The organism is Microbulbifer sp. HZ11, from assembly GCF_000708675.1.
In the GTDB taxonomy this organism is placed as follows: domain Bacteria; phylum Pseudomonadota; class Gammaproteobacteria; order Pseudomonadales; family Cellvibrionaceae; genus Microbulbifer.
Map to the genome: position 1 here is coordinate 11,124 of NZ_JELR01000005.1, position 15,173 is coordinate 26,296.

The following is a 15,173-nucleotide window of genomic DNA, read 5'->3' on the forward strand; positions in this document are numbered from 1 at the left end:
AATAAGTATTTGCTTTTTATATTAAGTTAGCATGTGATACACATAAAGAAAGTAAATGCTTATTTATTGTGGTCATAGCGCCGCGCAATGGCTGTGCCAGCTATCGCATTCCGCTACCCTATCTGAGGCCGTACACGAGCATGAGGAACCCCATGTCAGATATTCCTTCTTCGCCAACCAGGACCTTTCAGCTCCAGGGCGTGAGTTGCGCCGGGTGTGTGAAAAAGATCGAGTCCGCACTGTCTGGGGTGGCCGGGGTCGACGACGCACGGGTGAATCTAGGGGATAAAACCCTGGTGGTTCGGGGGGATGCGGACCCCCAGGCGTGTATTCAGGCGGTGGAGTCTGCCGGGTATGGTGCCGAACCTGTGCGGTCGAGCGCGCGCGAGCTGCGAGAACAGCAGCGGCAAGATGAGGAGAATCACTACCGGCATCTGCTCTGGCGCGCGGGTATCGCACTGGGGGTGGGTCTTCCCTTGATGATCTGGGGGCTGGTGACCGGCGAAATGAGTGTGCACAACAGCTTCCAGCAACTCGCGTGGGGTGCGGTAGGGCTGGTGACGCTTGCCATACTTATTTTCTGCGGCGGCCATTTCTATACGGGCGCCTGGCGGGCCTTCCGCCATCACAGTGCCACCATGGATACACTGGTCGCGCTCGGCACCGGCACCGCCTGGCTGTTTTCCATGCTGGTGGTCTTGCTGCCACAAGTCCTGCCTGAATCTGCTCGCCACGTCTATTTCGAGGCCAGTGCCATGATCATCGGCCTGATCAATCTCGGCCAGGCACTGGAGGTGCGTGCCCGCGGCAAGACCAGCGCGGCGGTGGAAAAACTATTGGAGCTGCAGGACACCAGCGCACGGGTAATCCGCGATGGGGAGGAAGTGGATATCCCTATCGAGCAGGTGCAGGCCGGCGATAAACTGCGGGTACGCCCGGGGGAAAAAATTCCGGTGGATGGCAGCGTGGTCGAAGGCGAGAGCCTTGTCGATGAATCCATGCTGACCGGCGAACCGGTGCCGGTAAAGAAAGCGGCGGGCGATGGGCTCAGTGCGGGCACCCTGAATAAAAATGGCAGCCTGGTATTCACCGCGGAAAAAGTGGGTGCGGATACCCGCCTTTCGCAGATTATCCAGATGGTCAAAAACGCCCAGAGCTCGCGGGTGCCCATCGCGCGGCTGGCGGACACAATCTCTGCCGTCTTTGTACCCAGCGTCATGATCATCGCAGTGATTGCCGCTCTGGTCTGGTACAACTGGGGGCCCGATCCCAAGATCGCACATATGCTGGTGGTGCTGACCTCGGTGCTGATTATTGCCTGCCCTTGCGCGCTGGGCCTAGCCACACCCATGTCGGTGATGGTCGGGGTGGGCAAAGGGGCGGAAAACGGCGTGCTGGTGCGCAACGGCAAGGCTCTACAGCAGGCTACCGATCTCGACACTTTAGTGGTGGATAAGACCGGCACCCTTACCGAAGGCGCACCGAAGCTGACGGATATCGAAAGCGAAGGTGACGGGGACGCGTTGCTGCAGCAGCTGGCGAGCCTGGAAAGCCGCTCCGAACATCCACTGGCGGAAGCGATTGTCGCTGCAGCAAAAGAGAAAAACCTGCCATTGGGTGAGGTAAACAATTTCGAAGCGATTACCGCCCACGGCGTCAGTGGCGAGGTCGATGGTAAAAAAGTTCTGTTAGGTAATCGCAAACTGATGCAGCGTGAAGGCATTGAAACCGGACAGTGGCCGGAGAAAGCAGAAACGCTTGCCGCACAGGGGCGCACCGCCATGTATGCGGCCGTGGATGGGGCCATGGCCGGTGTGATCGCGGTGGCCGATCCCATTCGCAAAGACGCACAGGCCGCGGTAAAACGTTTGCAGGAACTCGGCCTGCGCATCGAAATGCTGACCGGTGACAACCAGGCAACGGCAGAGGCGGTCGCCAGACAGCTGGGCATTGAGCACGTGCACGCGGACCTGCTGCCGGAGGACAAAGAAAAGATCGTGGCCGACCTGCAAAAGGGCGGCGCCAAAGTGGGAATGGCCGGTGATGGAATTAACGATGCGCCAGCACTGGCACGCGCCGATGTCGGCTTTGCCATCGGCGCCGGCACTGATGTCGCAATCGAGTCCGCGGATGTCACCCTGATGCGCTCGTCCCTGCACGGTGTTGCCGATGCGGTGGAGTTATCCCGCGCGACCCTGCGCAATATCAAGCAGAACCTGTTCGGCGCATTCATTTACAACACCCTGGGGATCCCCATCGCCGCCGGTGTACTTTATCCAGTCACCGGCACACTGTTGAGCCCGGTGATTGCCGGTGCCGCCATGGCATTTTCCTCGGTGACCGTGGTGAGTAATGCCAATCGGCTGCGGTTGTTCAAACCGTCTCACGACTCGGCAAAATCCAACGGAGGTGATGCCTGATGGAATCCGTGCTGATTAATTCACTGGGGCTCGCCGCAATCGCGTTTACCCTGTGGTGGTTCTGGTTGGCGCCCAAGCAGCAAAAATCGCAGGCCACTGAAGCCAGTGAAAAACTGGAAATTCTGGTCAAGGACGGTGTTTACGAACCAGAGCGGGTGCGCGTGACCGCGGGCAAAGAAACGATGCTTCATTTCCGTCGGGAAGACGCATCGCCCTGCGCCGAGTGGGTACTGTTTCCCGACCTTGAAGTAAGCGCGCAGCTGGCGGTGGATAAAGTTACCGAAGTAAAAATCCCCGCGGCGGACGCGGGAAAGTATCCATTTCACTGCCAGATGCAGATGTATCGCGGCACGCTGGTTGTGGAGTAGGGCGCGGGATCAGGCTGTGTAGTGGCTTAGAAATAACGCCGCCGTGCGCTCCGCCAGTGCGGCGCGCTCTTGTGGTGTGAGCAGGGGGCTCACCTGCATCAGTTGCGGCCAGAAACAGCTGCCCTTGATCAGACTGTGAATCTGCTTGCTGCCGATTTCAATATCCAGGTTCTGCAGGCGCCCGTCGGCAGTGGCCGCTTTGAGCCAGCGGGTGATACCGGTCTCAATGGCCGAAAATTTTTCCATCTGCTGACGCAGCGCTTCCGGCTGGTGAAAAAAGTGGTCGAAGGCCACCCGGTTCAGTTCGATATATTCGCGGCTACAGATTACCTCTACTTCAGCCTCAATCAGTTTGCACAGTTGCAGCTTTAAATCGGTATCGGCCTCATAAACCCCGCCGGCACACTGGGTGGCCTGCTGCCAGAGTTCGCCCATCAGCGTAATGATCAGCGCTTCTTTGCTGGCGAAGTGGTTGTACACGGTGCGCTTAGAGACTTCCGCCAGCGCGGCCAGTTCATCCATGCTGGTATTGTGCACCCCGCGCTCCTGAAACGCTCGCTTGGCAGCCTGTAGAATCGCCTGGCGCTTCAGTTCACTTCTTGTGGGTTTCTTCTCGGTCATCTGACCCTCTGGTCTCACATCGCTCAAATCGGCTTGAGAGGAATTTTACACTAGGCAGTTTACTTTTTGTGATTCGATATTACACTACACTGTATAGTTTACTTTTGGGGTCAATCCTCGTTTCATCATGAAAGCGCGCTGGTTGGTAATTACAGGGGTAATCGTTATGGCTGTCAGTCTGTTCAAAGGCTGTTCCTCGGCACCGCAGAAGTTTTACAACACGGGCATGGACGCCAGCGCCGGGGCGAGCAACCTGTGGGAAATCACCAAGATGTATCTGCGCGCAGAGCGCAAAGCGCCCACACCCACTGCGCCGCTCCCCATGCGCGATATTTCCGCGGCTGAACTGGCCGAGCCGGAATCTGAGGGCAGGGTTTATCGATTGGGGCATTCCAGTGTATTGATCCGTATGGACGGAGAAACGGTGCTTGCCGACCCGGTGTTCAGTGAGCGCGCGTCGCCGGTGCAGTGGGCGGGCCCCAAGCGTTTTCACCCGCTACCGTTCGAGCTGTCTTCACTGCCGCAGATCGCGGCGGTGGTGATCAGTCACGATCACTACGACCACCTGGACAAGGGCAGCATTCTGGCGCTGGATGAAAAGGTCGGGCAGTACCTGGTGCCGTTGAAAGTGGGTGATCACCTGCGCCGCTGGGGAATTGCTGAAGACAAAATTGTCGAGCTCGACTGGTGGCAGTCACACACCGTCGGCACACTGAAATTTACCGCCACCCCGGCACAGCATTTTTCCGGGCGCAGTCTGGGGGACCGCGATGAAACCCTCTGGGCCGGCTGGGCGATCGCCGGGCGGGATAGCAATATTTTCTTCAGTGGCGATAGCGGTTATTTCGACGGTTTTCGGGAAATTGGCGAACGGCTGGGGCCCTTTGATCTGACCCTGATCGAAACCGGTGCCTACAATGATCTGTGGAGCAAGATCCATATGCTGCCAGAGCAGAGTGTGCAGGCCCATCTGGACCTGCGAGGCAGGGCGATGATTCCCATCCACAACAGCACCTTTGACCTGGCCCTCCATGACTGGTTCGAGCCGATGGAGCGCGCCGCTGCCGCCGCGTGGGAGAAGAGCGTGCGGATGATTACTCCGGTGATTGGGGCCCCGGTTGCAATCAAAAATCCTCAGGTGATGGATTATTGGTGGCAGGAAGTTATGGCAGCAGAGTCGTCCCCGATGCCACCTGAAAACGGATCAGAACCAGGCGTGCAGCCCGATCACCCATAGGGTTTCACTGACTGACTCCCCGTCCTGCCGTGCGAAGTCTGCGGTATTGCCGAATTTCTTTTCGTAGTTCACGCCGATATAGGGTGCGAACTGCGGGGTAAATTCGTAGCGCAGGCGCAGGCCGGCTTCGATATCGGAAAGGCCGGAGCCGGTGTGGTGCTCGGGAGAATTCTGGCCGAAGAAATTCACTTCGATTTCCGGGCTCAGGATCCATTGCTGGGTGAACAACAGTTCGTACTCGGCTTCAACGCGAAACGCGGTATCTCCGTCTTCACCGATAAACAGTGACGTGTCCACCTCGAAAAAGTAGGGCGCCAGACCGTTCAGGGCAACAACGCCCCAGTTGCGGCTGTCGGTTTCCAGCTCGAAGTCGTGGCGCGCACCAAACTGCAGATCCCAGTAGGGAGCGATGGCGCGGCTGTACAGTGCCTGTAGCTCTTTTTTGGTCGTTCTGGACAGTGCTTTCTCCGTCTCTCCTCCTTCCCGTTCAAACTCAGTTTTCAGCCACAGTTTATTGAAGTCATCGCCAAACCAAAGGCTGCCCTCCAGCGCGCTGCCATCGTGCTCGCGTGCCTCCAGCTGGTCGATGGTGACCTTGGTCAGCAACACCTCGTGATCCATCACGTGATCCGGCTGGTTCGGCGCGTGTTCCAGGTTCGACATGGCTGGTGACGGCGAGTGGTCGTGTTGACCGTGTTGCATATGGTCGTGATCGTGCTGATGCACTCCCTGCTCGGCGAGAGTAAAGGCGGGAACAATCGCGCCCAGTAACAAAAAGTTTTTCATTGACCTCATCGTTAAACCACCCTCACTTCGCGGAACATGCCCGGCATGTGATACAGCAGATGGCAGTGGTAGGCCCAGCGCCCGTAGGCATCTGCCGTTACCAGGTAGCTGATGGTGGAACCGGGCTGCACGAGTACCGTGTGTTTGCGGGGAATAAATTCCGCATCACCGGTTTCCAGTTCGCTCCACATACCGTGTAGGTGAATGGGGTGGGTCATCATGGTGTCGTTCACCAGGGTGATCCGCAGACGCTCGCCGTATTTCAGTATCAGCGGTTCGGCATTGGCGAACTTGATCCCGTCCATGGACCACATATAGCGCTCCATATTGCCGGTGAGATGCAGCTGGATTTCCCGCTGCGGTTCGCGCCGGTCGATGGTGGGGGTGAGGTTGCGGATATCCGCGTAGGTGAGCACGCGGCGGCCGTAGCGGCTCTGGTGATCGCGCAGGCCGATGCCCGGGTCATGCAGACCATTCGCCGGCATATCCGCGCGCATATCGACACCGGGGCCGTACTCGCTGGCGTGGTGTCGCACCGGCGCGTTGCTGCCGAAGCCGGCACGGCCGAGGCCGCTGGTTTTTCCCGGCATCTGGTGGCCGGCGTGCTGGCCCATGTGCTGGCTGTGATCCATGGCGCTCATATCGTGGCCAGAGTGATCCATGCCGTTCATGCTGCCCATGTCGTGGCCGCTGTGGTCCATGCCACTCATACCGCCCATATCATGGCCGGAATGATCCATGCCCATATCGCGATGGGTCAGCACCGGGGCGTAATCCATCGCCGGTACTTCGGCGCGCAATTCTGGGTGCGGTGTCAGCGTGCCGCGGGCATAACCGCTGCGATCAATGGTCTGGGCGAACAGGGTGTAGGCGCGGTCGTCGGCGGGTTCCACCACCACGTCATAGGTTTCCGCCACGCCGATGCGGAATTCGTCCACGCTCACCGGTTCGATGTTCTGCCCATCGCTCGCCACCACGGTCATTTTCAGCCCCGGAATACGAATATCGAAAATCGACATGGCGGAGCCATTGATAAAGCGCAGGCGCACCTTTTCGCCCCGTTTGAACTGCGCCATAAAGTTGGCGTCCGGCGTCTGCCCGTTCATCAGGTAGGTGTAGGTGTAACCGGTGACGTCGGAGATGTCGCGGTCGGACATGCGCATCTCGTTCCACATCTTGCGGTCGCGCCAGGTCTGGGCCACGCCCTTCTGGCGGACTTCCTCCCACAGGTCGCCGGCGGTGCGACGGCGGCGGTTGTAGTAGTGGCCTTCCTTTTTGAGCTTGGCGTAGATGTCGTGGGGCGACTCATCGCTCCAGTCGGTGAGCAGGATCACGTGGTCGCGATCATAGGTCACCGGGTCCGGTTCGGCCGGGTCAATCACAATGGCGCCGTAGTGACCCTGTTGCTCCTGGAAATCCGAGTGGCTGTGGTACCAGTAGGTACCGGACTGGGTGATCGGAAACTCGTAGGTGAAGGTTTCCCCGGGACGAATACCGTTGAAACTGAGCCCGGGTACGCCGTCCATATTGCTCGGCAGGATCAGACCGTGCCAGTGGATGGAGGTGTCGTGAGCCAGGTGGTTGGTGACATTGATGGTGACGGTGTCCCCTTCCTTCCAGCGCAGCACCGGCGCCGGTACACCACCATTGACCGCCACTGCGGTGCGCTCACGGCCGGTGAAATTGACCGGCAGATAGTTCACGTGCAGATCAAAGCGATTGCCGCGTAAAACTTCGGGTAGAGGGTTGACCGTCTGTGCCGCGGACTCCCGGCTCGCGGGCAGTCCCGCGAGCGCGGCACCGGCGGCCATGCCGGTGACAAAGCGCCGTCGGGAAACCGGCAGCGTAGTAACGCGCTGATCAAATAACTTCTTCATTACGCGACTCAGAACTGTTGCTCGGCGTTTTCGATGCGGGCGTAGACGCTGTGTCCACCGTCCTTGTGCAGCAGCACCACGTCATAGGGGGTAAAGCGGTCGCCCACTTCCATGCCCGGACTGCCCAGGGGCATCGCCGGGACCGCCAGACCGCGGGCATTGGCGGGTGGGTTCTGTAAAAACTGGCGGATAAATTTGGCCGGTACGTGCCCCTCAAAAACATAGTCATTGTCGGAAACGCTGGTGTGGCAGGACTGGAATTCCGGGGCGATGTTGAAGCGGTTCTTCACGCCGTTCAGGTCATCCACATCCTTTGCGTCCACCGCAAAGCCCTGCTCGCTGGCGTGCTCCACCCACAGTTTGCAGCAACCACAGGTGGCGGATTTGTATGTGGTGAGCGCGATGGCCGGTTGAGTGGAAGTCGTTTCGGCTACCCGGTTTGATGCGGCGTTCTGGGGTTGTTGCGCGCGGTCGCAGCCGGCACTGAGCAGGGCAGCGCCCAGCAGTAATGCAGTAAAAAATTTCACGGTACTGGTCTCTCAAAAAGTTGGAATGCGATCGATTGCCGGATTTCCGGCGAGGGATCGGATTGTCAGAAAATCAACAGAGAGGCAGCATGCGCCAGCGGTGGGCGCACCTGTCCTGTGTCAGGCAGGTATGGGTGGGCGAATATCGGATTCCGGCGCAGGCGAAGAGTCCAGCGGCCGGTAGGCAGTAGAGGATAAATTGCGGATAAGGAATTCGGTGTCTGCCACCGTGGTAGGCAAGGCGCTGGCACAGTGGCCAGGGCAGCAGCTGCAAGCCTGGTCACAGTCGTGTGGCGAGCCCGTGGCAGAGGCATCCTCGCAGGCGCCATTGCTGCAGTGAGCAACTTCCGCGGGCTGGTGATGCTTGGGGGAGGAAATACTGTGGCTGACTTCGGCAACCGTCGTTTCGACCTCTTCGCCCTCATGGCACGGCTGCGCCAGCGCTTCGCCACCAAGGGCAAGCAGTGCGAGCAGCAGGAATGTGCGGAAGACGTTGGTCATTGTGCTGGTTGAGTGAAATTTATCCGACGGGAATCTTAGGTGGGAATACCCGCGCGTGCAAGTCGACGCCCTTGGTGACTCAGCCGGGAAGGCCGCGCAGGATACGCTCCTGAGTGATCTCGCCAATTCCGCCATCGATGCCTGCGACCGCCAGGTGCAGGTGGCTTGCGTCCGGCAGCGGCAGCATGGCGTAGTGAAACTGCCAGGGCTCGGCAGCGCCCGGGAGGTCGTCGGCGAACTGGATACCCTGCCCCAGATGGAAACCCGCCAGATTAATGCGGGAGAGCCCTTCCGAGATACCGGTACCGCGACCTTTGAAGAACGCCTCTTTCATCGTCCACAGGCGGTAAAAGTGCACGGGTAACAGTTCAGGTGGTGAGGCTGTTAGCAGCGACCGTTCGTCCGGGTGAAAATAGTGATTGGCGATACCCAGGAAGTCGCGCTTTCGTACCGGTTGTTCGATATCCACACCGATATCCGCCTCACAACTTACTGTGAGCGCAATCCACTGGCCGCTGTGGCTGAGACTGAAGCGGAGTTCGGGCACATCAAGAAGTTGCGGCTTGCCGGACTCCGCAATCTCAAACTGCAGGCTCTCTGGCGACTTCCCACTGATGCTCCCGAGTACCCGGCGCATCAGTGCGCGACTCAACAGGAAGCGATAACGGGCTTCCTCACTCCTGTAGCGTTCCCGCCGCGTGCGCTCGTCGTTGCTCAGCAGAGTTTCAAGGGCTCGGGCATCGTCACTGCCCGAGGGGATATCATTGATATGTAAAAGCCAGACTGCCGGTAAGGTCATTGCGCTAAAAAAATCAGAAATTGTGAAGTCATGCTAATCCCTGACCGGGAGGGCTGCCAGTGCTTTGAGTATTCTGGTGTTATTTGTTAGTTTTGGCGGCTCTAGGGAGCCTCTGATCAAGCCCCTCTTTTATGACGGTTTTTGCCACATGCCAACACTCTCCATTAATGCCCTGTTTGGCTATCTGCTGCTGACGCTGCTGGTGATCCAGCAGGCGACGGCGTGCTATGAGGGCCATGGAGATTTGGCAGAGCCAGTTGCAAACGCGGTCGTGGCGCAATCGCTGGTGGACTGTAGTGATTCAGACAGCGGCAGTCCCTGTGATGCAGCGGAGCTGGCCGGGCTGGATCAGGAGTGCAATCACTGCTGCCACTGTCATGCCGGCACCAGCCTGTGCCTGCCCGCAGGGCACTATGCGCAGTGGCCCATTCCCGGTATACGCTGGCTCGCTACTATAGACAGCACCTTTCCTCACGAGATTATCTCCGCCCTCTACCGACCTCCCATTGCCTGAGTGAACTGAAAATTCCGCGGATTCGACGCGCATCCGCGCACCGAACTTCAACCCTCACTCGGGAATTGTTTTATGTCTTTTCTTGCGACACCCGGTTACCGGTGTCTGTATGCTACTGCACGTATGCTGTTTGTATTCGCAGCATGCATTCCACTGTTATGCGTCCCCGTACAGACCGCTTTTGCCCAGAACCGCGATGCGCGGCCGTCGATCACCCTGTCGGAGGCCATCGCCAGAACGCTGAATCACCACCCCTCGCTCGCGGTCTTTGAGTACCGCCAGCAGTCCCTGGATGGCCGCGCACAAACGGCGGATCTGCGCCCCGCGCTCAACCTGGATATGGAGCTTGAGAATTTCGCCGGCACCGACGGCAGCGAAAATACGGAGATTACCGTCGGCCTGTCTTCGGTGATCGAGCTGGGTGGTAAACGCAATGCCCGCGGAGAGATGGTCGCCAGTGAGCGGCGGCTGTTGAATCTGGAGCGTGAAATCCAGGCGCTGGATCTGCTCGGCGAGGTGACCCGGCGCTACGTTCAGGTGCTCTCGGTCTCCGAACGTGTGGCGCTGGCAAAAGACACCGTGCAACTGGCGGAGGGCGCTCTGGCTTCGGTGACGGCGCGGGTCCGCGCCGGGGCCGCACCCACCGCAGAGAAGCTGCGCGCATCGGCGGCGCTTTCCCGTGCACAGCTACAGCAGCAGCGTCTGGAAAAGCAATTGCAGGCGGAGCGGATCGCGCTGGCGGCCATGTGGGGGGAGGCCAATGGGGACTTCTCTGTAGCTGGAGGGCAGTTGTACCGGATGCCGCAGGCCGACGATTTCCAGAATTATCTCGCCCGCGCCGAGCAGAATCCCCTGCTGATGCGCTTCGCTTCCGAGGCGCGCGTGCAGCAGGCGCAGCTGCGACTGGCAAGCAGCGCCGCCCACGCCGATGTGAGTTGGGGTTTGGGGGTGCGCCAGAGCAATGAGACCGACAGTACCTCCCTGGTAGCGGGGCTCAGTGTGCCGCTGTTCAGTGGCCGTCGCGCCCGGGGGGAAATTGCCAGTGCCCGCGCCGCCCTGCAGGGTACCGCCGCGCGTGAGGATACCGCGCGTTTGCAGTTGCATACCCAGCTGTATCGCGCTTATGCGGATCGCGCCCAGGGGGTGCAGTCCGTGCGACGCCTGCGCGAGGAGATTATTCCCACGCTGACCCGCGCCATGGGGGAAACCGAGACCCTGTATCGCGCCGGTCGCTACACCTATCAGGACTGGGTGGCGGCGAGGGAAGAATTACTCGATGCCCGCAGCGCACTGATCGACAGTGCCACGCAAGCGCTGCTGGCGGGGGCTGAAATGGAACAGCTTACCGCGGCACCGCTTCTCGCCAATAACCCTGTGTCCTCGGCTGCACCAGCGACAGTGAATGAAAAATGATTTCAGGTAACACCATGTTCAAGACAGTAAATATTGCCGTATTTTTACTCGCACTTTCTGCTGCGGGCTGGGCCAGCGATGACCATCATCATGAAGATCATCACGAAGAAGGCCATCATGACGAAAGCGTGGTAGAGCTTTCCGACACCACACTTGCCCGCGCCGGTGTTGCCGTTGCTACGGCTGGAGCCAGGGCAATCGAGTCCACCGTTACTCTCTACGGAAAACTGCAACCGGAGCCCACCGCGATCAGCCATATTCGCGCGCGCTATCCCGGTCTGGTCTCCAGAATAGCCGTCAGCATTGGCGACCCGGTCAAGAAAGGCCAGCTACTCGCATCCATCAATTCCAATGAAAGTCTGCAGGAGTACACACTGCGCGCCCCCTTTGACGGAGTCGTGATTGAAAAGCACGCGGGTCCCGGGGAGTTTGTCAGTGAACAGGTGCTGTTTACGGTCGCGGATTACAGCAAACTGTGGGCCGACCTGCAGGTATTTCCCGAACGCCTTGGCCGTGTGCAACGTGGGCAACCGGTAGAAATCATTGCCGGTGAGCAGTCGTACCGGGGTGCGATTGGAAATTTGGTGCCCGCTGCAAACGGTGCGCCTTTTCGGCGTGTGCGGGTACCGCTGGATAACCATAATGGCAGTTGGTCGTCAGGGATTTTCGTCCGCGGCCGAGTAACCGTCGATGAAAAACCTGTAGCGATCGCTATCGACAATCGCGCATTGCAGACTCTGGAAGGTGAACCAGTAATTTTTGTCGAAACCAGACCTAACCACTTTGAAGCGCGCCCGGTGCGCCTTGGGTTGCGCGGAAGCGAATTCAGTGAAGTGCTGGGCGGCATCCAGGCGGGTGAGCGCTACGTGGCGGAAAATAGCTATCTGATCAAGGCCGAATTGAAAAAGTCGGCCGCCGGCCACGCGCATTGAGGGAATTTCGCATGATTGAATCCATATTGCGCTTTGCCATCGAGCGCCGCGTGCTGGTGCTTTTCAGCAGTCTGATTATCGTTGCCCTGGGATTGTGGAGTTATCAGCGACTGCCTATCGACGCGGTGCCGGACATTACCAATGTCCAGGTGCAGATCCTTACCGAAGCGCCGGGTTATTCACCTCTTGAATCGGAGCAACGGGTCACCTATCCGGTGGAAACCGCACTGGCGGGGCTGCCACAACTTGAATATACCCGCAGCCTATCACGCTACGGCCTGTCCCAGGTCACCGCGGTGTTTCGCGAAGGCACCGACATCTACTTTGCTCGCAACCTGATCGCCAACCGCCTCACCTCCATTCGCAGCCAGCTGCCCGCAGGGCTGGAACCCACCATGGGCCCTATCGCTACCGGCCTCGGGGAAATTTTTCTGTACACGGTCAGCGCGGCGGAGGATGCACGACAGCCGGATGGAGCGCCCTACGACAGTACCGCATTGCGGGAAATCCAGGACTGGATCATCAAACCGCAGCTGGCGCTGGTGCCAGGAGTGACCGAGGTAAATGCCATCGGCGGGTTCCGCAAACAATTTCATGTCACACCGGATCCGCAAAAGTTGCTGACGTTTGGCGTCACTATGGCGGATGTGATTGCGGCACTGCAGCGCAGTAACCAGAACCGCGGGGCCGGTTTTGTAGAAGTTGGAGGAAATCAGTTACTGGTGCGCTCCCCTGGCCAATTGAAGTCGATTACCGATATTGAAAGTGTCGTCGTGAAATCGGCCGGAGGTCGCGAGCGCGATGAATTCCTGGCTCCGATCACCGTTGCCGATATTGGTAGCGTTGCGATTGGCCGGGAATTGAGAACTGGCGCTGCCACGGAAAACGGTCGCGAAACCGTACTGGGAACGGTGATGATGTTGCTGGGCGAAAATTCGCGCACCGTAGCGGCCGATCTCGGGGAAGCGCTGCAGAAAGTACAGCACTCGCTACCTGAGGGTGTGAAGGTCGAGGCCGTCTACGACCGCACGCGTCTGGTAGACCGCGCCATCAATACCGTTCAGAAAAATCTTCTGGAAGGTGCACTTCTGGTGATCGCGGTGTTATTTCTGATGTTGGGAAATCTCCGTGCCGCATTGATCACTGCCGCGGTGATCCCTCTGGCGATGCTCGCCACACTCACCGGAATGCTGAGTGCCGGTATCTCCGCAAATCTGATGAGCCTCGGTGCGTTGGATTTCGGGTTGATAGTCGACGGTGCGGTAATCATCGTGGAAAACGCTACCCGGCGTCTGGCGCAGGCCAGTCACGGCCGCGATTCGGAGCTTCCGCTCAGGCAGCGTCTGGACATAGTGTATACCGCCACCAATGAAGTTATCCGGCCCAGTGTGTTGGGAGTGCTGATTATTACTCTGGTGTATATACCCCTGTTTTCGCTCACCGGCGTGGAGGGCAAGATGTTCCACCCGATGGCGGCCACGGTGGTGATGGCGCTACTCGCGGCCATGGTGTTCTGTTTTACCCTGGTGCCGGCGGCGGTGGCGGTTTTCCTGCGTGGGAACATTCGTGAGCGGGAAAATGTCGTGGTGCGCAGTCTGACAGCCCTGTACAAGCCGATACTGACAGTCGCCTTGCAACTGCGCTGGCTGGTAGTTTCTGTAGCGCTGCTACTGGTAGTGTTCTGTGGCTGGCTTGCCACCACCCTGGGTTCCGAGTTTGTACCGCAACTGAACGAAGGCGACATTGCCACCCACGCTCTGCGCATCCCCGGTACGGGTCTGGAACAGGCGGTGAAAATGCAGAAAGAGCTGGATGTGTCGCTGGGTAATGTGCCAGAAGTCGCGCGGGTATTTTCCCGTATTGGTACCCCGGAAGTCGCCACAGATCCGATGCCACCCAATGTGGCGGATACGTTCATTACCCTGAAACCGCAATCGGAATGGCCCGACCCGAAGCTACCCCGCGAGGAGTTGATCGAGCGCTTGAAGGCCGCGATTGAGGCGGTTCCGGGAAATAACTACGAATTCACCCAGCCGATCGAAATGCGTTTCAATGAACTGATTTCCGGGGTGCGCGCAGATCTGGCGGTGAAACTCTACGGAGATAATCTCGCGCAGTTGCGTCGTTCCGCCGGAGAGATTCTTGCGCAGGTGCAGCAGGTCGAGGGTGCGGCTGATGCCCGTCTGGAGCAGGTGGAGGGGCTGCCGGTGCTGTCGATTACCCCGCGACGCATGTCGCTCGCCCAGTATGGAATGGGCGTGCAAACTCTACAGGACTACGTGGCGACAGCCATCGGAGGCACCAGCGCGGGGTTGATGTACTCTGGTGATCGTCGCTTCGAATTGATGGTGCGGTTGCCGGAGGACATTCGGCAGAATATCGGCGAGCTTTCTTCTCTGCCTGTTCCGCTTGCCCAAGGTGGATTTGTGCCGTTGGAAGAAGTTGCCGACTTGAAATGGACAGAATCACCGGCACAGGTGAGCCGGGAAAACGGCAAGCGGCGGCTGGTGGTTACCGCCAACGTGCGCGGGCGCGACCTGGGATCATTTGTGCAGGCCGTGCAGGAACGGGTTGAATCGGAGGTGGAAATACCCGCGGGCTATTGGCTTGATTACGGTGGCACCTTCGAGCAACTGCAATCCGCCGCCGATCGGCTTTCCATTGTGGTGCCGGTAACACTGTTGATGATCCTGCTGTTGTTGATGGTGGCGTTCAGCTCTCTGCGCGATGCACTGATTATTTTTACCGGGGTACCCCTGGCACTCACCGGTGGTGTGCTGGCGTTGTGGCTGCGGGATATGCCGCTATCGATTTCTGCCGGGGTCGGCTTTATCGCGCTCTCAGGCGTGGCGGTGTTGAACGGCCTGGTAATGCTGTCGTTTATTCGTGAGCGCTGGCGAGAGAGTGGTGAGCTGTACACCTCCATAGTGGATGGTGCCATGCTGCGGCTGCGCCCGGTGTTGATGACGGCGCTGGTGGCGAGCCTGGGTTTTGTGCCGATGGCGCTCAATACCGGAACCGGTGCGGAGGTACAGCGTCCGCTGGCGACAGTGGTGATTGGAGGAATTATTTCCTCCACACTGCTCACCCTGGTTGTACTGCCTGTGTTGTACCGATGGGTGCATGAGAGATCCCGTAAATTTTCCCCTGCGGCAGTGGAGGGGTAGAATTGTCGACT

13 protein-coding genes are annotated in these 15,173 nt (G+C 58.9%); 7 read left to right on the forward strand and 6 right to left on the reverse strand.

Annotation, left to right across the window (positions count from 1 at the left end):
• The first annotated feature begins 152 nt into the window (after positions 1 to 152).
• Both AU11_RS15915 and AU11_RS15920 read left to right on the forward strand, forming a co-directional pair.
• Positions 153 to 2,420, forward strand: coding sequence for a heavy metal translocating P-type ATPase (locus tag AU11_RS15915; protein ID WP_156035401.1), 2,268 nt, complete (start codon positions 153 to 155; stop codon positions 2,418 to 2,420).
• The gene (locus tag AU11_RS15920) at positions 2,420 to 2,788 is read left to right on the forward strand and encodes a cupredoxin domain-containing protein (RefSeq protein ID WP_043320646.1); all 369 of its coding nucleotides are present in this window, start codon (positions 2,420 to 2,422) and stop codon (positions 2,786 to 2,788) included. Before AU11_RS15915 ends, AU11_RS15920 begins: the two co-directional genes overlap by 1 nt.
• Positions 2,789 to 2,797: 9 nt before the next feature.
• On the opposite strand, the gene AU11_RS15925 is transcribed toward AU11_RS15920, so the two are convergent.
• Positions 2,798 to 3,409, reverse strand: a complete 612-nt coding sequence (locus tag AU11_RS15925; RefSeq protein ID WP_043320647.1) for a TetR/AcrR family transcriptional regulator — start codon at positions 3,407 to 3,409, stop codon at positions 2,798 to 2,800.
• 166 nt (positions 3,410 to 3,575) lie between these two features.
• On the opposite strand from AU11_RS15925, the gene AU11_RS15930 reads away from it, so the two are divergent.
• Positions 3,576 to 4,646: an MBL fold metallo-hydrolase gene (locus tag AU11_RS15930; RefSeq protein WP_197023878.1), complete on the forward strand. Its 1,071-nt coding sequence runs from the start codon at positions 3,576 to 3,578 to the stop codon at positions 4,644 to 4,646.
• Here the strand turns inward: AU11_RS15930 and AU11_RS15935 are convergent.
• The 5 genes from AU11_RS15935 to AU11_RS15955 form a co-directional block, all read right to left on the reverse strand.
• Positions 4,614 to 5,432: a copper resistance protein B gene (locus AU11_RS15935; RefSeq protein WP_043320648.1), complete on the reverse strand. Its 819-nt coding sequence runs from the start codon at positions 5,430 to 5,432 to the stop codon at positions 4,614 to 4,616. The two genes, AU11_RS15930 and AU11_RS15935, sit on opposite strands and share 33 nt — an antisense overlap.
• Before the next feature lie 11 nt (positions 5,433 to 5,443).
• The gene (locus tag AU11_RS15940; protein WP_051687376.1) at positions 5,444 to 7,309 is read right to left on the reverse strand and encodes a copper resistance system multicopper oxidase; all 1,866 of its coding nucleotides are present in this window, start codon (positions 7,307 to 7,309) and stop codon (positions 5,444 to 5,446) included.
• Between the two features lie 8 nt (positions 7,310 to 7,317).
• A complete protein-coding gene (locus AU11_RS15945; RefSeq protein WP_043320649.1) occupies positions 7,318 to 7,836 on the reverse strand; it encodes a DUF411 domain-containing protein in 519 nt (172 codons plus the stop codon).
• Positions 7,837 to 7,956: 120 nt separating this feature from the next.
• Complete coding sequence (locus AU11_RS15950) at positions 7,957 to 8,337, reverse strand: hypothetical protein (protein WP_043320650.1); 381 nt, start codon at positions 8,335 to 8,337, stop codon at positions 7,957 to 7,959.
• 79 nt (positions 8,338 to 8,416) lie between these two features.
• Positions 8,417 to 9,136 (reverse strand): 4'-phosphopantetheinyl transferase superfamily protein, encoded by a 720-nt coding sequence (locus AU11_RS15955; protein ID WP_043320651.1) that lies wholly within the window; start codon positions 9,134 to 9,136, stop codon positions 8,417 to 8,419.
• A 148-nt stretch (positions 9,137 to 9,284) separates the two neighbouring features.
• Between AU11_RS15955 and AU11_RS15960 the strand changes: the two genes are divergently transcribed.
• The 4 genes from AU11_RS15960 (at position 9,285) to AU11_RS15975 (ending at position 15,162) form a co-directional block, all read left to right on the forward strand.
• Positions 9,285 to 9,650, forward strand: a complete 366-nt coding sequence (locus AU11_RS15960; protein ID WP_156035403.1) for a hypothetical protein — start codon at positions 9,285 to 9,287, stop codon at positions 9,648 to 9,650.
• A gap of 72 nt (positions 9,651 to 9,722) precedes the next feature.
• On the forward strand, positions 9,723 to 11,063 hold the full coding sequence (locus tag AU11_RS15965; protein ID WP_081848202.1) for a TolC family protein: 1,341 nt from the start codon (positions 9,723 to 9,725) through the stop codon (positions 11,061 to 11,063).
• 14 nt (positions 11,064 to 11,077) lie between these two features.
• Positions 11,078 to 11,995, forward strand: coding sequence for an efflux RND transporter periplasmic adaptor subunit (locus AU11_RS15970; RefSeq protein WP_197023879.1), 918 nt, complete (start codon positions 11,078 to 11,080; stop codon positions 11,993 to 11,995).
• 11 nt (positions 11,996 to 12,006) lie between these two features.
• Complete coding sequence (locus tag AU11_RS15975; RefSeq protein ID WP_043320654.1) at positions 12,007 to 15,162, forward strand: efflux RND transporter permease subunit; 3,156 nt, start codon at positions 12,007 to 12,009, stop codon at positions 15,160 to 15,162.
• Positions 15,163 to 15,173: the final 11 nt, after the last annotated feature.